Here is a 22,248-nt window from a genome sequence, read left to right on the forward strand (position 1 = left end):
TTCACCTCATAAAATAATAATTATATAGTTTATTATACCTTACTATTACAAAAAATATTAGTATTAGTCTCTAGGTTTCAGACCTAGTTGTAAATAGGCTTTTTCGGTTACTGCCCGTCCCCGTGGTGTTCTAATCAAAAAGCCTTTTTGCAAAAGATAAGGTTCATAAACTTCTTCAATTGTGTCCCGATCTTCTCCAATATTAGCAGCCAAGGTCTTGATTCCGACTGGTCCACCATCATAGTTATTAATCATTACACTCAAAATTTTTCGGTCAGTTTGATCTAACCCTTCATCATCAACTTCTAGTTGAAGTAAAGCATGTTGCGTAGTGGAAAAACTAATACTTTCTTCTTCTTTGACTTCAGCAAAATCTCGCACACGTTTCAGTAACCGATTAGCTATTCGAGGGGTTCCCCGCGACCTTCTTGCTAACTCAACTGCTGCTTCAGGATCTATGTGCGTATTGAAAACTTGACTAGAACGTCTAATAATTTGGTCTAAATCTTCTACATCGTAGTACTGCATATGTTCCACAATTCCAAAACGATCACGTAGGGGTGCAGATAACTGCCCCGCCCGGGTTGTAGCCCCAATTAAAGTAAAAGGTGGCAGAGGAATATGAACAGGGTGACTTGTTTGGCCCTCACCAACTACAATATCTACATAGTAATCTTCCATAGCCGAATACAAAACTTCTTCAACTTGCTTAGCTAAACGGTGAATTTCATCAATAAATAGAACATCTCCGGGCTCCAACTCTGATAACAAAGCAACTAAGTCACCTGCCTTTTCAATTGCAGGTCCTGAAGTACTTTTTAAATTAACCCCCATCTCATTAGCAATTACAAACGCTAAAGTTGTTTTACCTAAACCTGGTGGTCCGTATAAAAGCACATGATCTAACGCTTCATCCCTCTTTTGAGCAGCTTTAATATATACAGTCAATTCTTGTTTTACCTTTTCCTGACCAATATATTGACGCAAAAACTTTGGCCGTAAAGATAACTCTACTTCATCATCTTCATAACTACTTTCTGGTTCAATTATTCTATCATCTTGCACAATTATCACTTCCTTATTTCACTTAATTATTTAATCTATTTTTTCAAAAGTAAGCTTAAGCCTTTCTTGATATATTCATCCGCACTTTTTTCAGCAAATTGTGCTAGCTTTGGAGTAATTCGATCTACTTCTTTTTGAGTATATCCTAAAGCTACAAAAGCCAACAATGCATCTTGTAATTCTGGAGATAAATTTTTGGCTGGCAAACTCTTTTTAACGTGTGAGCCTAATTTACCTTTAAGATCCAAAACAATCTGGGAAGCCGTCTTCTTCCCCACTCCAGGAAAACGAGTTAGATATTTGACTTCTCCATCTTCAATCGCACTTGCCAGTGATTCACTATCTTCCGCAGCCATAATTGCTAAAGCTGATTTAGGACCAATTCCAGAAACTGAAAGCAATTTTAAAAACAGATCTTTATCTGCTACAGTCGCAAATCCATAAAGCAAAATTGAATTTTCTCTTACAATCTGTTCAATAAAAACTCTTGTTTTTTCCCCTTCTTCATAATTAAAAGGCGTTGGCGAAAAAACTTTATATCCTACTCCATTTACATTAATCACAATATAAGCGGGATTAACTTGCGCAATTATTCCTTCTAAAAATTCATACATTCTTTTAATTACCTACTTTTAAACATCTTATTTAGATCATTTTTTGTCAATTTGACAATAATAACTTCGCCATCTCCATCATGATAAGGATCAGTACTCTTAGCTAATCTGTCCACTAATTCTTTGGCTTCACTATCAGTAAGCTTTTTTCTTCTTTTAACTTTTTCTTTTGTGATCATCGAAGTTAATTCCGTAAACAACTTTGTCGTATTTTCAGAATAATCAAAATATATATTAATCATTGTCCGAACATGTTTTTCAAAGTCATCCCCAATCCAAACTGGGTAAGCGGCCAGCAAAAAAGAATTCTGCCCAAAGTCTTCTAACTCAATCCCTAACTCTTTTAAGCTCGCCAAATTTTCCTTAATCTTTAAATAATCAAGATTTGAAAATTCTAAAACTGCCGGTTTTAATAAACTTTGTTGATTAATCTTTTTATCTTTAAATTGTTGGTATATTTCATCGTAACTTAAACGTCTCAAAGCATTTAAAGGCTCAATTAAATATAAATCGTCTTCTTGACTAGCTAAAAGATAACTCTTAGTTTGCCCAATAAATTTTAACTCTGGTAAGTTTTGCTTTAAAACTTCCTCTTCATCTGTTACAACTATAGCTTCTTTTTCTTCCTGCTTAAAAGGCGATAATGTTTGTTGAATCATAACATTTTCATCCCAGCTAGAAGTTACTACATATTTATCATCATTACGAATCTGATTTAATGTAACAAATTTACTATGTTGATCACTCACCTGTAGCTCTTCACTAGCTACATCTAACTTTACAGGTGTTGGTCGTACAGTGTTAACAATATCCCTACCAATGTTCATTTTCAACTGATCTACATTAGTTTGAGTAGATTTACGATATAATTTTTCTACTCCTAAACTTTCTTGCTTTGAACCAGTGATCTTTTTAGCAATTGCTTTAGTAATTAAATGCTCTAGCTCCTGTTCTTTTGAAAGTCTAACTTCTTGTTTAGTAGGATGAACATTAACATCGACTAAAAGTGGGTCTAGTTTAATATCAATAATTGCAATCGGAAACCTACCAGCTTGCAGTTTATTTTTATATCCTTCTAAGATAGCTTGTGTTAATTGATAGTTTCTAATATAACGCCCATTTAATAAAAGAGTAATAAAACTTCGATTTGACCTAGTATGATCCGGATCCGATACTAAGCCTCTTATTTCAAAATCTGGACTTTGCGCTTTAACTTCATACATTTTTTCTGCAATATTACGACTGTAAATCTTTGCTACATCCTGACGCAAATTATTTTTACCAAAAGTCGCCAATAAAACTTTGCCATTATTAACTAATGTAAAACTAATTTCAGGATGCCCCAAAGCTAAGCGATTGACAATGTCTACTATTTTCAAAACTTCAGTTTTTTCTGACTTTAAATATTTTAAGCGGGCTGGCGTATTATAAAAAAGATCTTTAACAGAGATTTTAGTACCTGAAATTGGTGGAAAAGTTTCCTGATTAATTTTTTTTCCGCCTTGAAATAAAGCTTTCACACCTGGTTGATCTTTCAAGCTTGTTTCAATTTCAACTTTTGCCACCGCAGCCATTGAAGCTAATGCTTCTCCACGAAATCCTAAGGTAGAGATATTAAAGAGGTCCCTTTCTGTCTTAATTTTACTAGTGGCATGACGCTTAAAAGCTAAATCTATTTCATCTTTAGCAATTCCTACACCATCATCCTGCACACTGATTTTCTTTAAGCCTGCATTTTCAAATTCAATTCTTACTTTTTTACTTCCAGCATCTAATGAATTTTCTACCAATTCTTTTACAATACTCGCTGGACGCTCGATTACTTCTCCAGCAGCAATTTGATTAGTAAGTTCTTGTGGAAGTTCTTGGATACTCATATTTAGTCCTTCTTTTTATTGAGTTCTTTTTGCCATTGGGCTACTAATTGCATTACTTCAAGAGGAGTTTTATCAGCTAAGTAAGTATTCTTAATCTCATCCAAAAGCTCTTGCTCTTCTGAAGTTAATTGAGAATTTTCAGGCTCTTTTTCAAACAGGTCTAATTGCGTATTATTTTCGGAAAAATCTTCATTCTTACTTTGAGTTTCCAGTTTTCGGAGCATTACAGTTGCCTGCTTTAATACTCCTGCTGGCAGTCCTGCTAGTTGAGCTACGTGAATTCCATAGGATTGATCAGCAGGTCCTGACAAAATTTTGTGAAGAAAAATTAATTTACCATTTTCTTCACTTGCTCCTACATGAATATTCTTTAAATGGGATAAGCTTTGTTCTAAAGATGTTAATTCATGGTAGTGAGTCGCAAAAAGAGTCTTTGCGCCAACCATATCATGAAGATATTTAACAATTGCACCTGCAAGCGCCATTCCATCATAAGTTGCCGTTCCGCGTCCAATTTCATCAAATAAGACTAATGATCTAGCACTGGCATGTTGTAATGCATCATTAGCTTCACTCATCTCTACCATAAAAGTACTTTGACCTGAAATCAAGTCATCGGCTGCTCCAATTCTTGTGAATATTTGGTCAAAAATTGGTAAAGTCGCTTCATCAGCTGGAACAAAGCAACCAATTTGAGCCATAATTGCAATTAACGCCATTTGTCGCATATACGTAGACTTACCAGACATGTTAGGGCCAGTAATTAAAAAGATGTTAGTTTCATGATCCATAATTATATCATTAGGAATATAACTTCCTGCACTTAATACCTTTTCAACTACGGGATGTCGCCCTGCCTTTACTTTAATATCAGTTGTCTGCGTCAGCGATGGACGCACGTAATTATTTTGTTCACTTACAATTGCAAAAGCAGTAAAAATATCCAAACTTGCCAATTGCTTAGCTAGTTTTTGTAAAGCTGGAATATATTTTTTAACAGTATCACGCAAGTGAACAAATAATTCATACTCTAAATCTGTTGACTTAGCCTCTGCTTCTAATATTAAACTTTCATGTTCCTTTAGCTCTGGTGTAATATAGCGTTCTGCATTTGTTAAAGTTTGTTTACGCGTGTAACGATCTGTTGGTACTTTATCTTTATTAGAATTTGTCACTTCTAAATAATAACCAAAAACCTTGTTGTAGCCTACTTTTAATTTACTAATCCCCGTTACTTCTCGCTCGTGTTCTTGCATATCTGCAATCCATTTTTTTCCATTGATCATTGCATCACGATAGCGGTCTAATTGGCTGGATACGCCGGCACGAATAATTCCACCTTCAGTCGTAGATAAAGGTGGTGTATCAACAATCGTCTTTTTGATCAAATCTTGAACTGCCTCTAAATCATCTACTTGACTGGCGAATTTCTCTAATGCTTCATCACCAGTTTCTTTCAAAACATCTAAAATTTTGGGAACAGCTGCCAAAGAGTTCGAAAGTTGAAGCATTTCTCGGGCATTAACTGAGCCAAAGGCTATTTTTCCAGTTAATCTTTCTAAATCGTAAACACCTTTTAATTCTTCTACTACGGCTTCCCGAGCAAAGTAATTATCTAAAAGTGCTTGAACTAAATTTTGACGCTCTAAAATTTTGGATCTTGATAAAAGTGGACGTTCAATCCATGTTTTTAAGAGTCTACCACCCATTGCTGTATTGGTTTTATCTAATAACCAAAACAAAGATCCCATTTTTTTCCCTGTTTTAGCAGATTTAATCAGTTCTAAATTTGTTTGAACAGTATGAGACATTTGTAAATACTGATTTGGTTGATAACTTTGAGCAATTTGTAAGTGAGCTAGGCTTCTTTTTTGAGTTGCCAATAAATATCCTACCAGCTGCCTTACTGCTAGTATTTCTGTCTCATCCTCTAACTTCTGCAATACATAAGAAACTTCAGCATGGTTTTCTTGTAATTCTACAGGCTGTGAAATAGTTATATTAGCTTTTTTCAAAAAATCTTTTTGATTTTCAGTTAATGATCCACCATAAACTAATTCTTTAGTTTGTAATGATAAAAGTTCGTTAGCAATTTCCTCCCAAGTATTTAATTTTGTCGCAAAAGTTTCCCCGGTCGACAAATCACTATAGGCTAGTCCAAAGCCAGAATTCGTTGAAACTAAAGAAGTTAGATAATTATTTTCTTTAGCCTGATCTGGACGCGAATCCATCATTGTTCCCGGCGTCACTAATTGGATAATTCCTCTTTTTACTGTCCCTTTAGATGATTTAGGATCTTCTAATTGTTCACAAATTGCTACTTTATAGCCTTTTTCTACCAAAGTATTAACATAAGTATCAACTGCCATATGCGGAACTCCAGCCATAGGAATTGGATTTTCTGTTTTATTGGAACGATGAGTTAAAGTCAACTCTAATAATTGTGCTCCTTTTACTGCATCTTCTTCAAAAAGTTCATAAAAATCTCCAACACGATAAAATAAAAAAGCGTCTGGATACTGATTTTTTATTTGATAATATTGTTCCATCATTGGAGTTGTACTTTTTTTGACCATGAATTTTAGCCTTTCCTTTAAGCGAAACTATGTTCTATTATAACGAAAAATCTCCAAAATTTAAACTTGAGTAGTTCTAACTCTATTTTACACTAAAAAAGAAGATCCCTTTTGGATCTTCTTTTAAAACTTTAATTGATTAAATTTTATTACATCATGCCCATACCTGGGTTTGCTGGAGCAGCTGGAGCATCATCATCTTTCTTTGGAAGATCAGCTACAACAGCTTCAGTAGTTAACATTAATGCGGCGATTGAAGCAGCATTTTGGAGTGCTGAACGTGTAACCTTAGTTGGGTCAATAATTCCAGCTTCTACCATGTTTTCCCACTTATCAGTAGCTGCATTGTAACCAATTTCTGGTTTTTCATGTTCTAAGTGATCTAAGATAACAGCACCGTCTTTACCTGCGTTTTCAGCAATTTGACGAACAGGGGCACCTAAAGCACGCATTACAATCTTTACACCTGTTTCGGCATCTTCGCTGTCGCCCTTTACACTGTCTTGGATGGCTTTCTTGACATCAACTAATGCAGTACCACCACCTGCAACATAACCTTCTTCAACAGCGGCACGGGTTGCGTTTAAGGCATCTTCGATTCTGTATTTCTTTTCCTTCAATTCAGTTTCAGTAGCTGCACCAACTTTAATTACTGCAACACCACCAGCAAGTTTTGCAAGACGTTCTTGTAATTTTTCACGATCAAAGTCAGAAGTTGTATCAGCAATTTGCTTCTTGATTTGTTCAACACGTTCTTCGATAGCTTGCTTAGAACCGCCACCTTCAACAATAGTGGTAGTATCCTTAGTAACAGTAACTTTACCTGCAGTACCTAATTGATCAATCTTAGTATCTTTTAATTCAAGACCAAGATCTGAAGAAATTACAGTACCACCAGTTAAAATTGCAATATCTTCAAGCATAGCTTTACGACGGTCACCAAAGCCAGGTGCTTTAACTGCTACAACATTGAAAGTACCACGAATCTTGTTTAAAACAAGAGTTGGCAAAGCTTCCCCATCAACATCATCTGCAATAATTAACAAACTCTTACCTTGTTGTACAATTTCTTGTAATAATGGCAAGATGTCTTGAATGTTAGAAATCTTCTTATCAGTAATTAAGATATAAGGGTTATCTAAGTCAGCTTCCATTTTATCGTTATCAGTTACCATGTATTGTGATAAGTAACCACGATCAAATTGCATCCCTTCAACTACTGATAATTCAGTGTTGATACCCTTTGATTCTTCAATAGTAATAACACCATCATTACCAACTTTTTCCATTGCATCAGCAATAAGCTTACCAACTTCTTTTGAAGCTGAAGAAACAGAAGCAACTTGAGCAATTTCAGCCTTTGAACTTACTTTGTGACTAATCTTGTGTAATTCATCAACTGCAGCTTTAGTAGCAATTTCAATACCATGTCTAATTCCAACTGGGTTTGCACCTGCAGTAACATTCTTCATACCTTCTTGAGCAATTGCTTGTGTTAAAACAGTTGCAGTAGTAGTACCATCACCAGCAATATCATTAGTCTTTTGGGCAGCTTCAGCAACTAATTGTGCACCCATATTTTCAAAGTTATTTTCTAATTCGATATTTTTAGCAATAGTAACACCATCATTGGTAATTTCTGGAGCACCATAACTCTTTTGTAAAACAACATTTCTACCCTTAGGTCCTAAAGTTGTTTTAACAGTATCAGCTAATTTATCAACACCGTTTAAAAGTGAACGTCTTGCTTTTTCAGAAAATTTAATATCTTTTGCCATTTTAAATGCCACCTTTTAATTTAATTTTTTATCTAATAACTGCTAAAATGTCGCCTTCGTGAAGTACTAAGTATTCTTCACCATCATAAGTCAACTTAGTGCCAGCATAATTATCAAAAAATACAGTTTCGCCTTTAGCAACTTCCATTGGAATTAAATCACCGTTGCTATTACGTCTACCTTCACCAACTGCAATAACTTCACCTTCTTGAGGTTTTTGCTTTGCATTAGAAGCTAGCACAATTTTTCCGACTTTTTCTTCAGCTTCTTCTTTTACTTTAACAATTACACGATCACCGATTGGTTGTAACATGGTAGTTACCTCCTGCTATATAAAAAATCATATTTTGGCACTTAAAAAGCTTAAGTGCTAACTTACATTTATAATAATACCTTCTTTAGAAATTGATTGCAAATAATGTGATCCAAATGTTTAAGCTAATTTTTTTCAGCATCTAGAAAATAAATTAAGGTCTGCAACTCAGTAGCTAAATCCACATTCTGAATGCGAACACTTTCAGGAGCTGAAAGTCGAATAGGAGTAAAATTCATAATTCCTTTTATACCAGCTTCTACCAACTCATCAGTAGTTTTTTGAGCAGTATTTTGCGGTACTGCTAAAATTGCAATATCAATTTGCTGATCTCGAAGTTGCTTCTTCATTTCTTTAACATCGTAAACTGGTACCCCACTCATGATCGTACCTGTAATTTCTGGATTAATATCAAAAGCGGCAGAAATACGGATATTATTAGTTCTTTTAAAATTATAATTTAAAAGCGCATGTCCCATATTACCTACACCTACCAAAGCTACATTAGTTAACGTATCTTGATTCAATATTTTCTTGAAAAACTTCAATAAGCTTTTTACATCATAGCCATATCCTCTTTTCCCAAGTGCACCAAAATAGGAAAAGTCTCTACGAATTGATGCACTATCAACTTGAACAGCCTGAGCTAGTTCAGTTGAAGAAATTTTTTCTTTCCCTTCATCATCTAAAAACACTAAGTAACGATAATAGAGTGGTAAACGTCTAGCTGTAGCTTTTGGAATTTTTGGTATTTCTCCCATTTTATAAACCTCTCAATCAGTTAAAATATGTGAATTTTTCACTAATTTTCTTAATAATACTCACTTTATCAATTAAAAATCAAGTGATTTTTTCACAAGCATTATTTTTACTGATTATAAACCTAGAATCCTCTAGAATTACTATGATAGAATATTTGATTAGGAAGTGAGATAAATATGATTATTGGACAAGCACAAAACCTCGAACAACGCTTTGGGGCAAATACAATTTTTTCAAATGTTAGTTTTTCTATTCCTGACAACGCTCGGATTGGACTTGTCGGCCCTAACGGAGCTGGAAAAACTACCCTACTTAAAATTTTAACTGGCCAGCAAGAGGCTAGCAGTGGCAATTTCACTATTAACAAGGGTATTAAAGTTGGTTATATTGCTCAGGAAAATGCCTTAAACGAAAAAAATACAATTTGGGATGAAATGGAATCTGTTTTTGCAAATTTAATTCAAAAAAATAAGCAAATTACCCAAATGCAAATTCAAATTGCTGAGCACCCTGAAGACCAAGAACTTTTGAAACGCTATGATCAACTAGCTTATGACTTTGAACAAGAAGGCGGATTTACTTACCAAGCAGAAATTAAAAGTGTTTTTAAACGGTTTTAACTTCAAAGAAAATAGCTGGGAAAAAGTAATTGGGACTTTATCTGGTGGTGAAAAAACTAGATTAGCATTTGTGAAACTTCTATTACAAAAACCACCTCTATTGCTTTTAGACGAACCAACTAACCACTTGGATTTAGACACTCTAGATTGGTTAGAAAGTTTCCTAAAAAATTATCAAGGTGCAATTGTCACTGTATCTCACGATCAATACTTTTTAGATAATTTAACCAACGAAATTTTTGAATTAAATTTTGGCAGGCTTACTACTTTTAAGGGAAACTATACTCAATATACTAAAGAGCGCGAATTGATGGATTCCCAGCAAGAAGCAGCTTATGAAAAACAACAAGAGCATATCAAAAAAGAAGAAGAGTTTATCCAGAAGAATTTAGTTAGAGCCTCTACTACTAAGCGCGCCCAAAGTAGACGTAAACAACTAGAAAAACTAGAACGAATTACTCCTCCTAAACATAAAAATAAAGTTAAAATTCATTTTTCAAGTGAGCGTCCATCTGGAAAAGAAGTTTTAATTGCTAAAGATCTATCAATTGGCTATCCAGATAAAACGATGGTTGAAAATATTGATTTTCAAGTTAATAAAAATGATCGGGTAGCAATCATTGGGCCAAATGGGATTGGTAAATCTACTTTATTAAAAACTGTTGTGGCCAAATTAACGCCTAAAGCTGGTTCAATTAAATTAGGAGCCAGTTTAGATATGGGTTACTACGATCAGGAATTACAAACACTTGACCCTTCTAAAACAGTGCTAGACACAATTTGGGATCGACACAAAACAATGCCAGAAAAAGATGTGCGTTCTATTTTAGCTAGTTTTCTTTTTACTGCTAAAGATATTGACAAAACTGTTGGACAATTATCTGGAGGACAAAAAGCTCGATTAACTTTAACTGTATTATCACTTGAACATGATAATTTCTTGCTAATGGACGAGCCAACTAACCACTTAGATATTGAAGCTAAAGAAGTTTTAGAATCTGCATTAAACAATTACGATGGTACACTATTATTTGTTTCTCACGACCGCTACTTTATTAACGAATTAGCTAATAAAATTATTTCTGTACGTGATGGTCATGCAAAACTTTATGAGGGGAATTATTCTTACTATCTTGCTGAAAGAGAAAAAGAGAAACTTGCTGCTCAAACAAGTATCTCTAGCTCCTCTCCATCTTCTGCTCCTGCTTCTGAAAGTAAGACAAAGCTTTCTTACCAAGAACAAAAAGCGCGTGATTCACAAAAGAGAAAATTAGAGCGTGCAATTAAAGATGCAGAAAAGCAAATCGAAGAACTAGAAAATCGAGAAGAGGAAATTCAAACTGAGATGGCTAATCCAGAAATTGCTGCTTCCTTTGAAAAGTTAGGTCCTTTGCAAGAAGAGCTAACTGAAGTCCAAGGAAAACTTGAGCAAGCTAATAATGACTGGGAAAAGGCAATTGAAGCTTTGGATAAATTTGAATAAAAATAAGGTTCGTATCACTTTCGATACGAACCTTATTTAATTTAACCCACATTTTTCAAAAATTTCATCAACATGCCGTAAATGATAATGATAATCAAAGGCATCAGCAATATCTTCTGGAGAAAGATAATTCATAATTTCACTATTTTCTACTAATGGACGGAATTGCTTTTGTTCATTCCATGATTTTGCAGTCAATTTTTGCACCATATCATAGGCCTTTTCACGTGAAAGTCCAGCTTCATCAATTAGTTTTAGTAGAACTCGTTGTGAATAAATTAAGCCATAAGTACGATCCATATTTTTTAACATTGTTTCTGGAAAGACATCTAAATTAGTTAAAATCCGATTAAAACGATTTAACATATAATCAATTGCAATAGTGGTATCCGGTAAAATCACTCTTTCAGCACTTGAATGAGAAATATCTCGTTCATGCCACAAAGTTACATCTTCGTAAGCAGTGATTACATGTCCACGAACTACCCGTGCCATCCCTGATAAGTTTTCTGAACCAATTGGATTACGCTTATGTGGCATTGCAGAAGAGCCCTTTTGTCCTGCTCTAAAGTGTTCTTCAACTTCATGAATTTCTGACCTTTGTAAAGATCTTATTTCTGTAGCCCAGTTTTCAATACTCGTTGCAATTAAGCCCAACATTGCAATATATTCAGCATGTAAATCTCTTGGTAAAACCTGAGAAGTAACTGGCTGTTGTGTTAAACCCAGTTGTTTTAAGACACTAGTTTCTACTGCAGGTGGAACATTAGCAAAAGTTCCGACAGCTCCTGAAATTTTACCAGATTCTACACCTTTAGCTGCATGTTCGAAGCGTTCAATATCACGAACAATTTCTGCATACCAGCGGGCAAGCTTTAATCCAAAAGTAGTAGGTTCTGCTTGAACTCCGTGGGTTCTACCCATCATTACAGTATATTTATATTTTCGAGCTTTCTGCGCAATTGTTTCTTTTAGTTTTACTAAATCCTGACGAATAATTTCGTCTGCTTCTTTTAAAAGAACACCTTGTGCTGTGTCAACAACATCAGTTGAAGTTAAGCCAAAATGAACCCATTTCTTTTCTGCACCTAGACTTTCAGAAACAGTACGCGTAAAAGCAACTACATCATGGTGGGTAACTGCTTCTAATTCAGCTACTCTTTCAGCAGTGAAGCTAGCCTTTTCGGCAATTTTTTTGGCATCTTCAACAGGTACTTCCCCTAATTCTGCCCAAGCATTCGTTGCAGCAATTTCAACCTTTAACCAGGCATTGTAGCGATTTTCATCTGTCCAAACTTTGCCCATTTCCGGGCGAGTATAACGTTCAAGCATTTATTACATTTCCCATGGATTCTTAATAACAATAGTTTGTTCACGATCTGGTCCTACTGACACAGTCACTAATGGTAAACCAGTAACTTCTTCAATACGCTTCAAGAACTTCTTAGCATTTTCAGGAAGATCTTCATAATTCTTTACTTGCGTAATATCTTCTTGCCAAGCAGGTAATTCCTCATAAACCGGCTTACAACGATCTAATTCTTTCAAACTAGCAGGATAGTAATCAATTTCTTCTCCATCTAGTTCATAAGCAGTACAAATTTTAACAGTGTCAAAACCAGAAAAGACATCAAGTAAGTTTAAACTTAAAGCATTTAAACCAGACACCCGTTTAGCATGACGTAAAGCAACTGAGTCAAACCAACCCACACGACGTGGACGGCCAGTAACTGTACCATATTCATGTGCAATATCACGAATTTTATCACCAGTTGCATTAGTTAATTCAGTTGGAAATGGACCAGCACCAACTCGTGTAGTATAAGCCTTACATACACCAATTACATGATCAATCCGATTAGCTCCTACCCCAATTCCAGCAGCAATTCCTCCAGAAATTGTATTTGAAGAAGTAACAAATGGATATGTTCCTTCATCAATATCAAGCATAATTCCTTGTGCACCTTCAAAAAGGACTTTTTCATTATTGTCTAAAGCATCATTTACTAACACAGAAGTATCAGTTACATACTTCTTCATTCTTTGCCCGTATTCTAAATATTTTTCAAAAATATCTTCGAATTTAAGTGCAGGTTTACCATACACCTTAGTAAATAATTGGTTCTTTTCTTTTAAATTAGTACGTAATTTTTCTTCAAAAGTATCTTTTTCTAAAAGATCACAAACTCGAATACCAATCCGAGAAGCTTTATCCATATAAGCTGGTCCAATTCCATTCTTAGTAGTACCAATCTTATTTGCACCTTTAGCTTCTTCTTGATATTCATCTTGCTTGATATGGTAAGGCATAATAATGTGAGCACGATTTGAAATTCTTAACTTACTGGTATCAATACCGTTTTTTTCAAGATTGTCCAATTCTTCAAACATAACTTCAGGATTGATAACAGTACCATTACCAATCACAGCACCCTTACTTGCCGCAAAAATTCCTGAAGGAATTAAACGCATTTTAAAGTCTTTACCATCGATTTCGATTGTATGACCGGCATTGTTACCACCATTTGAACGAACTGCCATCGTAGCTTCTTTACTCAAAAAGTCAGTAATCTTACCTTTACCTTCGTCTCCCCATTGACTTCCTACAACTGCAACTGATGTCATTGAATTTCTCCTCACTAATTTACAAACTGTTTTAAGTTTAACAATTTATAGAATAGTCGTCAAGCGAATTCCGAACAATATAAAAAGCTTAAGTTTAAAATGTTATGGTTTATAACAATATTTTATTAATTTAACTTATATTTAGCCTCTAAAAAATATAAATTATTAATAATCTCCAAATTAGCAAAAATCAGCTATTTAAGTTTTTTACTAAAATGTAATCGGTTTGTTTATCATCCCCTACCACAAAAGTATGTTGGCTAAATCTCTCAAATCCATCCTTTTCATAAAATTTTTGAGCATTGTAGTTCTTTTCCCAAACACCAAGCCACATCTTATTTTTCTTTTTATCATAGGCAATTTTTTCAGCTAGTTGAATTAATGCTAAACCTAAGCCCTGGTGTTGAAACTTATTATCTAAATATATTCTTTCAACTTCCAAAGCATTTGCATCTACGTCTTCTGTTTGAGCATCAAACTCATTAACCTTTAAATATCCTGCCACTTCATTACTAACTACGATGAAATAAAATTTGTTATTAGGATTTTCAAGTTCATGGGTTAATTTTTCTGATGCATATGCTTCATCCAAGTACTTATTTAAGTCTGCTTCACTATTATCTGCGCCAAAAGTTTGCGCAAAAGTTAAACGAGAGATTTTTTGTAAATCTTTAAGATCTTTAGTATTTACCCTTCTTACTTCATAATTCTTTTTCATTTTCTAAGTCCTCCTTTTATCTTGCTTAATTCTCTTAGCGTAACAAAATAAATAGACTCAAACAAAAGTTTAAGTCTATTTATTAGCATATAACTATCCTTTTTATTCTTCACTTTTAATAACTTGAGTCTTTAGATAGAACAAATTACTTCCATCCTTAATTTTCTTTTATAAGCTTATAGAGACCTATTATCCCCCAAATTAAACTAAAAATTCCTAGAATTATATGATTAGTTACTGAAAGATGTGATTTAATTTCTATCATAACCATACAGCTTGCCCAACTAGTAAAAAAGAAACATGAAAAAACAAAAATACTACTTAAGAATACTTTTATACTACTTTTTTTCATAAAATTTTTTATACTCCATTTTATAGACTTCTAAATGTCGTCTAGAGGAATTCCTATAAGTATAAGTTTTCCAAGCATAGTACTTATTTTATTCTTCACCTTTAATAACTTGAGTTCTTGGGTTGGATGGAGCTTTTTCTTTAGAAATTACTCCCTTTTCTACTAATTCTTCAATTTGGTCAGGATCATAACCAAGTGAAGATAAAATTTCTTTATTATTTTCACCTAAATTTGGTGCGGCACTATAAACTGGCTTGTAATTTGATAAGGTAAATGGCATCCCAATCGTCTTAAACTTACCACGGTTACCACCTTGATCAATCGTTACAATAGTACCATCTGAATTTAAGTCAGGATCATTTTCAAGTTCATACCAATCAAGGACAGGACCAACAGGAATACCAACTTCACCCAATTTCTTGGTTAATTCAAATTTATCATAATTCTTAGTGTAAGATTCAATTAATGGATACAATTCTTGCTTGTGTAATTGTCGATGCTCCCAATCACTGAATCTTGGGTCAGTAATCCATTCTGGGTGTCCCATGGTCTTTGCGATAGTTTCCCAACTCTTATTGCTATTTTGAACCACGATGTAAACATAAGCATTTGGATCAGTTTCCCAACCTTTAGCTTTATAAGTCCAACCGATAACCTGTCCACCTTCAGTATTTTCAGAACGAGGAATAGCCTTTCCCCACTTCCAATTTGGATAAACAGCGTAGTGAGGAAGCGCACCTAAATTATCAAGCATAATTTGATCACGTAACTTAATCCGAGTCAAATTCAAAACTGCATCTTGCATTGATTGGTAAACAAAGGTACCTTCACCAGTATGTTCTCTTTGAAGTAAGGCTGCCAAAATACCAATTGTTAAATGCATCCCTGAGTTTGAGTCCCCGAGAGCAGCGGCTGATTGAGTAGGAACATTATATTTACCAGTATTCCAACCAGTTGAAGTAGCTGAACCACCAGCAGATTGAGCAACAGGTTCAAAAGCTTTTACATTAGCAAAACGTGAACCTTGATTAAAACCTTTCAAGGAAGCATAAATTAATCTTGGATTCAATTTATGAAGCTTTTCCCAACCATAACCCGCTTTTTCAGCAGCACCTGGTTTAATATTTTCAACAAAGATATCAGCATCCTTTAAAAGATCATACATAATCTTCTTTCCTTCTGGTGCTTTAATATCCAAAGTTAATGACTTCTTATTAGCATTTAATTGTAAGAAGTAAACACTCCAAGAATCCGCAATGTCTAGCAATTCATTTCTAGTTGGATCACCAGTATTAGTACGTTCAATCTTAATAACTTCTGCACCAAGCCAGGCCAATAATTGTGTACATGAAGGACCTGATTGAACTTGTGTCCAATCAACAACTTTAATTCCTTTTAAGGGTGCATATTCATTAGTTTCATTTTCAATATTTTTGTTATTTGGTTCGTTAGTCATTTTCCTTCTCCTTTTCTGCTGCTTCAAGTGGAGCTAAATCTAACTTAGGATTTAAATTACCAATATGGCCAGATTCTTTACCCATCGCTGGATCAAGTTGGGCATTAATAATATTTGGTTTCCCTGATTCGACTGCTTTAGCAAAAGTATCTTTCATTTGTTGATAGTTTTCTACAAAGTAGTTATCTCCGCCAAAAGCCTTTGCTAATAAGTCATATCTACCTTTGGGATCAAGAGTAGTTGGACCTAATTGATTTGGTACAACTTGACCAATCCCATTATATATCCCCCCATTATTAAGAATGACGACAGTAATTGGGAGCTTATAACGACAAATCGTTTCTATTTCCATACCATCAAAACCAAAAGCACTATCACCTTCAAGAGCGACGACTGGCTTTCCAGTTTCAATTGCAGCGGCAATAGCATAACCCATACCAACGCCCATTACACCCCAAGTACCAGTATCTAAACGGTGACGAGGAAGTTGCATGCCAATCATGTCACGACCTATATCTAAAGTATTGGCACCTTCACTTACAAGATAAGTATCGGGATGCGCCTCAAAATATTCTTTAATTGGATCAATGGCAGCATAATAACCAAATTCTGGTTTTACCTTACCATTAGCAATTCGAGTAGCAAACTTTTTATCATTTTTAGCAGTATCGGCTGCAATAGCATCAAGCCAAGCTGAATCCACCTTATAGTTGGTTGCTTTAACTGCTGGTACTAACTTATTTAAAATTGACTGAATATCCCCTTGCAATGGGGCATCAATTTTTTGCGATGAATCAAATTGAGTTGCATCAATATCCAACTGAATAAACTTAGCATCTGGATTAAATTCTGGTGCATCACCATATGAAAGCATCCAATTCAAACGTGCACCTACTAAGATAACTACATCAGCGTTCTTTAATGAAAGTGAACGAGCTGCGGCAGCTGAATGCTTACTATCATCTGGAATTACACCTTTTGCCATTGACATTGGCAAAAATGGAATATCAGTTGCAGCTACTAATTCTTGCAATTGCTTTTCAGCCCGATCATAAGCAGCACCCTTACCAATAATCATTAATGGCCTTTTAGCAGATTTAATTAAATCTACTGCTCTTTGCACGGCAGCATCACTTGGTTCTTGCAAGGGAGCGGGATCAACTGGAGTAAAAATCCCCATGTCTACTTGATCTGGAGCATTATTTAATTGAGTAATAGTGTCAGCAGGTAAATCTAAATAAACACCACCAGGGCGACCGGATACGGCTGTTCGAACTGCACGAGCAACGGCTAAACCAACATCTTGCGCACGATCTACTCGGTATGCCTTTTTACAAAATGGTTTAGCGGCATTATATTGATCTAATCCTTCATAATCTCCTTGAGATAAATCAATAATATGTCTTTCAGAAGATCCTGAAATCATAATTAATGGAAAACAGTTCTTAGTTGCTTGAGCTAAAGCCGTCAAACCATTTAAGAATCCAGGAGCAGATACTGTTAAAGCTACGCCAGGTTTTTTAGTTAAAAAACCAGCTGCCGCTGCGGCATCAACTGCAGAATCTTCACGTCTAAAGCCAAAGTACTTCATTCCTCGTAATTCCATTAAACGAGCCAAATCTGTTACTGGAATCCCAACAATTCCATAAACATTGTTTATGCCATTAGCTTGAAGTGCTTTTACTAAAATATTGGCACCAGTCCTATTAAGAGAACTCTCAGTCATCTCTTTACCTCCATACTGCAATCTATCTAGTTTAATTATGTTATAATTTTTTTCAAAAATTTTTTCAAATAATAAAACTTCAAATTTTAATTTTTCTAAAATAATTCTTTTTATTTGAACTTGATTTTTTAAAATTTTATTCTTAGTTTTAGAAGTAGTTTAATTGTAGAGGTTATATTATGACAAAAATCTTAATTGATGATATTGTACCTATTCTAATTATTATGATTTTAGGGTATATTTGCGGAAAATTTTACTTTTTTGATAATGACCAACGACAAGGGTTAAACAAATTAGTCTTAGATATTGCTTTACCTGCTGCCTTATTTATTTCAATTGTAAAAGCTACCCGCTCAATGTTCGTTCAAGATATTCGTTTAACAATTGTCTCAATTGTTGGCGTAGTTGGGTTATTCATGCTCAGTTATTATCTAGATCGCTTACTTTTTCACCGCACCATTCAACAAGCTGCTGTTTGTGCTCTAATTGCAGGCTCACCAACAATTGGTTTTTTAGGATTTGCCGTACTTGATCCTATTTATGGAAATGATGTAACTACTAACTTAGTAATTGGAATTGTTTCAATTGTAGTTAATGCCGTTACCATTCCTTTAGGACTTGCTTTAATTAACAAAGGGCAAGCTTTAACCAAAAAGAAAATCAAGACCGAAAATACGCCCGCAACAACTGTTAAAATTAAGGTTCCAATTGGAAAAGGAAAAAATACTACTTACAAAGAAGAAATAAGAACAATTGCTAAAGATGCTCCAATTACTCCAGCTGAAGCAAAAGCTCTTGGCCCCAAAGCAAATGAACACGAAATTGATATTGCAAAAGCTGATAGCAATAGTAAAAAGCCTGAAAAGCACTCTTTAAATCCAACTCTTAGAGCTGTCATCAATGCAGTAAAAAAGCCAGTTGCTGCTGCACCACTACTTGCTGTTATCTTAGTCTTAATTGGTATCCGGATTCCGGACTCTTGGGCTCCGACTTTCGATTTGATTGCTAAGGCTAATGCGGGAGTTGCTGTTTTAGCAGCTGGATTAGCCTTATCTACGGTTAAATTTTCAGTTAACAAAGAAGTTATTTGGAATACTTTCTTTCGTCTGTTTTTAACACCTGCAATCATCGTAGCTTTTGCTTATATCATTGGAATGGGATTTGAACCTAATAAAATTTCTATGTTAGCCTTAGCTACTGGACTTCCACCTGCATTTTCTGGAATTATTATTTCTAGTCGTTATAATATTTACGTTAAAGAAGGTGCTAGCTCCGTCGCAGTTTCAACTGTAGTTTTTGCAGTGAGTTCGATTTTTTGGATTTGGATTTTACCAATTATTGCTCATTTAATCCATTAATAATTATTTAAGTATAAAAAGAGGGTTTGAAGAATTAATCTTCGAACCCTCTTTTAATTTAACATTTCACTTGCATAAGGTAGCTCAAGTGATGGATTAGCATTTAAAGTTTCATCGCTAAATTTATTATTTTGATATAAATTATAAGCAGCTGCTCCAATCATAGCCGCATTATCACCGCATAATTTTAAATCTGGCATAATTACTTTAGGTCTTTGCTTTTCTGAAAATTTTGCAATTTCTTTCTCTAAGCGTTCACGTAACCCCTGATTGGCAGCTACTCCACCACCTAAAATAAATGTCTTTGGTTGGTATTCCTTAATCGCTCTAATTGTCTTAGCTGTTAATACATCAACCACTGCTGCTTGAAAACTTGCAGCCAAATCATATTTATCTAATTCTTGGCCAATTTGTTCTGCATGGTGAGTCGTATTAATAAAGGCACTCTTTAACCCAGAAAAAGAAAAATCATAATTATCTTCTTCCATCATGGCACGCGGAAAATTAAATGTATCTTTTCCTTGATGTGCCCATTTATCAATTGTTTTACCTGCTGGATAATTTACTCCTAAAACACGACCAATTTTATCATAAGCTTCTCCAGCTGCATCATCACGTGTATCACCAATTATTTCGAAGTCAGTTGGACTTTTCATTAAAACCAATTCTGTATGACCACCTGATACTTGGAGTGCTAAAGCAGGATATTCTATTTCATCCTTTAGCTGTGCAGCCATAATGTGGCCCATAATGTGGTCAACTCCAATTAGAGGAATTCCTGTAGCCATTGAGGTTGCCTTTGCAGCGCTAACCCCAATTAATAAAGCTCCTACTAATCCTGGGCCATATGTTACAGCAATTGCATCAATATCTTTCCAGTCAGCATTAGCCTTTTGCATGGCTTCTTTAGTAATCTGGGTAATTACTTCAATATGATGGCGACTTGCCACTTCAGGAACTACTCCCCCAAAACGCTGATGACTCTTAATCTGAGTAGCAGTTACTAAACTTTCAATTTCACGTCCATTTTTTATTACTGCTGTTGAAGTTTCATCACATGAACTTTCAAAAGCTAAAATTCGTACATCTTTTTTTGTCAATTTACTTTTTCCTGTTCTTGTATTCTCAATTGCTTTATCATGCTCAACGCATCTTTTTTCTCTTGGAGATAATAATTTTTTCTAATAAAATTTGGTACAAATCCAAATCTACGATACATTTGCTGAGCTTTTAAATTATCTGTCCGCACTTCCAAAGTCATTTGAACAGCATGATTTTTACAAGCAATTTGTGTCATTACTCGTAATAATAAACTACCAATTCCTAACCTTTGAAAAGCCGGCTTAACTCCAATATTTGTAATGTGCCCTTCTTGCCCTTGCAGACGCATCCCGATAAAAGCAACTAACATTGCCTGATAATAAACAACAATATATAAAGTATTTGTCTCTTTTTTTAACTCTGACTCAAACGACTCTTTATTCCACGGAGTTTTTCCGGTGTAAATTTCTTTTTCTAATTTAATTAATTCTGAAATATCAGTTAATTTTGCTGGCATTACTTGCATTACCTTTTGATTACAAGTAAAAGCAAAGGGGGCAAATGATAAATCCAAAGTTGGAGCATGAAAAAACTTATTAAACTTCTTCCACATAATCACTATCTAACCCATAATCTTGTCCAGTTTTCTCATGCCATTGCATTTCAGCTTGAGTTCTTCTTAAATACTTGGGAATCATCTTATCTGGATCAACAAGACTAGCTGTTTGTCCAAGAAAACCCACTTGAGCTGCATGAACTTGATTTAAATCTCCAGCTAATTGAACTGGTTCAATTTCTTTCCAGACTTGCATTATTTTATCTAAATAGGTCTCAATATTACTGCCCACAAAAATAACTTTCTTAGTCAACTTCAGCTTCTTAAGCTGTTTTATTAAATCCTCTAAAGAATAATGTCCATCTGGAACAACATTCTTTAATGTCCCTCCACTTTTTAGATAAGCACCTGCAAAGAAATTATTATTTCGCGCATCTATTTCAGGAACAATAATCACATTTTCTTCATCAATTCCGTTAGCCAAAGCTGCTAAAGTTGAAACCCCTACAAGTTCTTTATTTAAAATTGTCGCAAACATCTTCGCAGTTGTAATTCCAATCCTAAGACCAGTATATGAGCCTGGGCCTTGAGCAACTGCAAACCGATCAATATCTTTTAATGAAAGGTTATTTTCTTTTAATAATTCAGAAATTAACGGATCCAAATGTTCACTATGATTTCGATTATCTTCTTCATTTTTTTCAGCTATTAATTTTCCATCTACCACTAATGCAACACTTAAATGATTAGTAGCAGTAGTTATACTCAAAATTTTCATTAAGTTTTCCTTATTTAAAGTATCTATTAATTTTTACTCGTTGTAATGCTTGTAAAATAATATATCCAATTGCAATCTGAAGCCAAGGGACGATTAATTCCTTCGCAATTCGTTGCAAAAATGCTAGTTTCAAATTAATTCCATATAAAAGATGGAGCCAATATGTGTTTAACAAAATATTTACAATGATGGTTACTAAAATGGTGGCAATTGCAATTCGCCATAATTTAACAGGCTGATGGTATAAAAATAACCCATAAATCACCACTGCTAAAACTGCCGATAAAGTGAACCCTGGAAAAAAGCCACCTTCAACTCCAAAAATAGCAGATGAAAGTAAATCACTTATCAAAGCACCAAAGCCGCCCCAAATTGGCCCAAAATAGTATCCTAGCATTATATTTCCAATAAACCCTAATCCTACCTTTAAGGTAGCTGGTCCAAAAGAAATTTTTTGTAAGACGATATTGATTGCTACTAATAATGCTAAAAATACTAAAGATTGTAAATTAATCTTTTTATTTTTTATTTTCACAGGCATCACATTCCT

19 protein-coding genes are annotated in these 22,248 nt (G+C 34.5%); 3 read left to right on the forward strand and 16 right to left on the reverse strand.

Going from position 1 to position 22,248, the window contains the following annotated elements; translation table 11 throughout:
- Positions 1–63: 63 nt before the first annotated feature.
- The 7 genes from ruvB to FP435_RS06400 form a co-directional block, all read right to left on the reverse strand.
- Positions 64–1,065, reverse strand: a complete 1,002-nt coding sequence (gene ruvB, locus FP435_RS06370; RefSeq protein WP_416202976.1) for a Holliday junction branch migration DNA helicase RuvB — start codon at positions 1,063–1,065, stop codon at positions 64–66.
- Between the two features lie 35 nt (positions 1,066–1,100).
- Positions 1,101–1,679 carry a Holliday junction branch migration protein RuvA gene (ruvA, locus tag FP435_RS06375; protein WP_265483368.1) on the reverse strand — a complete coding sequence of 193 codons (579 nt, stop codon included), beginning with the start codon at positions 1,677–1,679 and terminating at the stop codon, positions 1,101–1,103.
- A gap of 8 nt (positions 1,680–1,687) precedes the next feature.
- On the reverse strand, positions 1,688–3,556 hold the full coding sequence (gene mutL, locus FP435_RS06380; RefSeq protein ID WP_265483369.1) for a DNA mismatch repair endonuclease MutL: 1,869 nt from the start codon (positions 3,554–3,556) through the stop codon (positions 1,688–1,690).
- 2 nt (positions 3,557–3,558) lie between these two features.
- Positions 3,559–6,132: a DNA mismatch repair protein MutS gene (mutS, locus tag FP435_RS06385; protein ID WP_265483371.1), complete on the reverse strand. Its 2,574-nt coding sequence runs from the start codon at positions 6,130–6,132 to the stop codon at positions 3,559–3,561.
- A gap of 149 nt (positions 6,133–6,281) precedes the next feature.
- Positions 6,282–7,910 carry a chaperonin GroEL gene (gene groL, locus FP435_RS06390; RefSeq protein ID WP_265483373.1) on the reverse strand — a complete coding sequence of 543 codons (1,629 nt, stop codon included), beginning with the start codon at positions 7,908–7,910 and terminating at the stop codon, positions 6,282–6,284.
- Between the two features lie 28 nt (positions 7,911–7,938).
- Complete coding sequence (gene groES / locus FP435_RS06395; RefSeq protein ID WP_265483374.1) at positions 7,939–8,223, reverse strand: co-chaperone GroES; 285 nt, start codon at positions 8,221–8,223, stop codon at positions 7,939–7,941.
- A gap of 125 nt (positions 8,224–8,348) precedes the next feature.
- Positions 8,349–8,984, reverse strand: coding sequence for a redox-sensing transcriptional repressor Rex (locus tag FP435_RS06400; protein ID WP_265483375.1), 636 nt, complete (start codon positions 8,982–8,984; stop codon positions 8,349–8,351).
- Between the two features lie 177 nt (positions 8,985–9,161).
- On the opposite strand from FP435_RS06400, the gene FP435_RS08445 reads away from it, so the two are divergent.
- Positions 9,162–9,605 carry an ATP-binding cassette domain-containing protein gene (locus FP435_RS08445; protein ID WP_416209739.1) on the forward strand — a complete coding sequence of 148 codons (444 nt, stop codon included), beginning with the start codon at positions 9,162–9,164 and terminating at the stop codon, positions 9,603–9,605.
- Positions 9,538–11,088 carry an ABC-F family ATP-binding cassette domain-containing protein gene (locus FP435_RS06405; RefSeq protein ID WP_416209740.1) on the forward strand — a complete coding sequence of 517 codons (1,551 nt, stop codon included), beginning with the start codon at positions 9,538–9,540 and terminating at the stop codon, positions 11,086–11,088. Before FP435_RS08445 ends, FP435_RS06405 begins: the two co-directional genes overlap by 68 nt.
- A 36-nt stretch (positions 11,089–11,124) precedes the next feature.
- Here the strand turns inward: FP435_RS06405 and purB are convergent, their stop codons facing one another.
- The 5 genes from purB to oxc all read right to left on the reverse strand — a co-directional run bounded on the left by purB (position 11,125) and on the right by oxc (position 17,965).
- Positions 11,125–12,420, reverse strand: coding sequence for an adenylosuccinate lyase (gene purB / locus FP435_RS06410; protein WP_265483376.1), 1,296 nt, complete (start codon positions 12,418–12,420; stop codon positions 11,125–11,127).
- Positions 12,421–12,423: 3 nt separating this feature from the next.
- Positions 12,424–13,713 carry an adenylosuccinate synthase gene (locus FP435_RS06415; RefSeq protein WP_265483377.1) on the reverse strand — a complete coding sequence of 430 codons (1,290 nt, stop codon included), beginning with the start codon at positions 13,711–13,713 and terminating at the stop codon, positions 12,424–12,426.
- A 190-nt stretch (positions 13,714–13,903) separates the two neighbouring features.
- Positions 13,904–14,431 (reverse strand): GNAT family N-acetyltransferase, encoded by a 528-nt coding sequence (locus FP435_RS06420; protein WP_265483378.1) that lies wholly within the window; start codon positions 14,429–14,431, stop codon positions 13,904–13,906.
- A gap of 440 nt (positions 14,432–14,871) precedes the next feature.
- A complete protein-coding gene (gene frc / locus FP435_RS06425; protein ID WP_265483379.1) occupies positions 14,872–16,239 on the reverse strand; it encodes a formyl-CoA transferase in 1,368 nt (455 codons plus the stop codon).
- Entirely contained in the window at positions 16,232–17,965 is a 1,734-nt protein-coding gene (oxc, locus tag FP435_RS06430) for an oxalyl-CoA decarboxylase (RefSeq protein ID WP_265483381.1), read from the reverse strand. Before oxc ends, frc begins: the two co-directional genes overlap by 8 nt.
- Before the next feature lie 179 nt (positions 17,966–18,144).
- Between oxc and FP435_RS06435 the strand changes: the two genes are divergently transcribed.
- On the forward strand, positions 18,145–19,323 hold the full coding sequence (locus FP435_RS06435; RefSeq protein ID WP_265483383.1) for an AEC family transporter: 1,179 nt from the start codon (positions 18,145–18,147) through the stop codon (positions 19,321–19,323).
- Between the two features lie 53 nt (positions 19,324–19,376).
- On the opposite strand, the gene tsaD is transcribed toward FP435_RS06435, so the two are convergent.
- From tsaD to FP435_RS06455, 4 genes are read right to left on the reverse strand one after another with little or no spacing between them, the layout of a single operon-like run.
- Complete coding sequence (gene tsaD / locus FP435_RS06440; RefSeq protein WP_265483385.1) at positions 19,377–20,423, reverse strand: tRNA (adenosine(37)-N6)-threonylcarbamoyltransferase complex transferase subunit TsaD; 1,047 nt, start codon at positions 20,421–20,423, stop codon at positions 19,377–19,379.
- Positions 20,420–20,977 (reverse strand): ribosomal protein S18-alanine N-acetyltransferase, encoded by a 558-nt coding sequence (gene rimI / locus FP435_RS06445; RefSeq protein WP_265484648.1) that lies wholly within the window; start codon positions 20,975–20,977, stop codon positions 20,420–20,422. Before rimI ends, tsaD begins: the two co-directional genes overlap by 4 nt.
- A complete protein-coding gene (gene tsaB, locus FP435_RS06450) occupies positions 20,961–21,698 on the reverse strand; it encodes a tRNA (adenosine(37)-N6)-threonylcarbamoyltransferase complex dimerization subunit type 1 TsaB (RefSeq protein WP_265483386.1) in 738 nt (245 codons plus the stop codon). Before tsaB ends, rimI begins: the two co-directional genes overlap by 17 nt.
- Positions 21,699–21,708: 10 nt before the next feature.
- The gene (locus FP435_RS06455; protein ID WP_265483388.1) at positions 21,709–22,239 is read right to left on the reverse strand and encodes a folate family ECF transporter S component; all 531 of its coding nucleotides are present in this window, start codon (positions 22,237–22,239) and stop codon (positions 21,709–21,711) included.
- Positions 22,240–22,248: the final 9 nt, after the last annotated feature.

It is taken from the genome of Lactobacillus sp. PV037, assembly GCF_014522345.1.
GTDB lineage: Bacteria > Bacillota > Bacilli > Lactobacillales > Lactobacillaceae > Lactobacillus.

Bases quoted from the DNA above. Each gene is read 5' to 3' on its own strand.
- ruvA (WP_265483368.1), bottom strand. From the start codon at position 1,679: ATGTATGAATTTTTAGAAGGAATAATTGCGCAAGTTAATCCCGCTTAT.
- mutL (WP_265483369.1), bottom strand. From the start codon at position 3,556: ATGAGTATCCAAGAACTTCCACAAGAACTTACTAATCAAATTGCTGCT.
- mutS (WP_265483371.1), bottom strand. From the start codon at position 6,132: ATGGTCAAAAAAAGTACAACTCCAATGATGGAACAATATTATCAAATA.
- groL (WP_265483373.1), bottom strand. From the start codon at position 7,910: ATGGCAAAAGATATTAAATTTTCTGAAAAAGCAAGACGTTCACTTTTA.
- groES (WP_265483374.1), bottom strand. From the start codon at position 8,223: ATGTTACAACCAATCGGTGATCGTGTAATTGTTAAAGTAAAAGAAGAA.
- FP435_RS06400 (WP_265483375.1), bottom strand. From the start codon at position 8,984: ATGGGAGAAATACCAAAAATTCCAAAAGCTACAGCTAGACGTTTACCA.
- FP435_RS08445 (WP_416209739.1), top strand. From the start codon at position 9,162: ATGATTATTGGACAAGCACAAAACCTCGAACAACGCTTTGGGGCAAAT.
- FP435_RS06405 (WP_416209740.1), top strand. From the start codon at position 9,538: ATGACTTTGAACAAGAAGGCGGATTTACTTACCAAGCAGAAATTAAAA.
- purB (WP_265483376.1), bottom strand. From the start codon at position 12,420: ATGCTTGAACGTTATACTCGCCCGGAAATGGGCAAAGTTTGGACAGAT.
- FP435_RS06415 (WP_265483377.1), bottom strand. From the start codon at position 13,713: ATGACATCAGTTGCAGTTGTAGGAAGTCAATGGGGAGACGAAGGTAAA.
- FP435_RS06420 (WP_265483378.1), bottom strand. From the start codon at position 14,431: ATGAAAAAGAATTATGAAGTAAGAAGGGTAAATACTAAAGATCTTAAA.
- frc (WP_265483379.1), bottom strand. From the start codon at position 16,239: ATGACTAACGAACCAAATAACAAAAATATTGAAAATGAAACTAATGAA.
- oxc (WP_265483381.1), bottom strand. From the start codon at position 17,965: ATGACTGAGAGTTCTCTTAATAGGACTGGTGCCAATATTTTAGTAAAA.
- FP435_RS06435 (WP_265483383.1), top strand. From the start codon at position 18,145: ATGACAAAAATCTTAATTGATGATATTGTACCTATTCTAATTATTATG.
- rimI (WP_265484648.1), bottom strand. From the start codon at position 20,977: ATGTGGAAGAAGTTTAATAAGTTTTTTCATGCTCCAACTTTGGATTTA.
- tsaB (WP_265483386.1), bottom strand. From the start codon at position 21,698: ATGAAAATTTTGAGTATAACTACTGCTACTAATCATTTAAGTGTTGCA.
- FP435_RS06455 (WP_265483388.1), bottom strand. From the start codon at position 22,239: ATGCCTGTGAAAATAAAAAATAAAAAGATTAATTTACAATCTTTAGTA.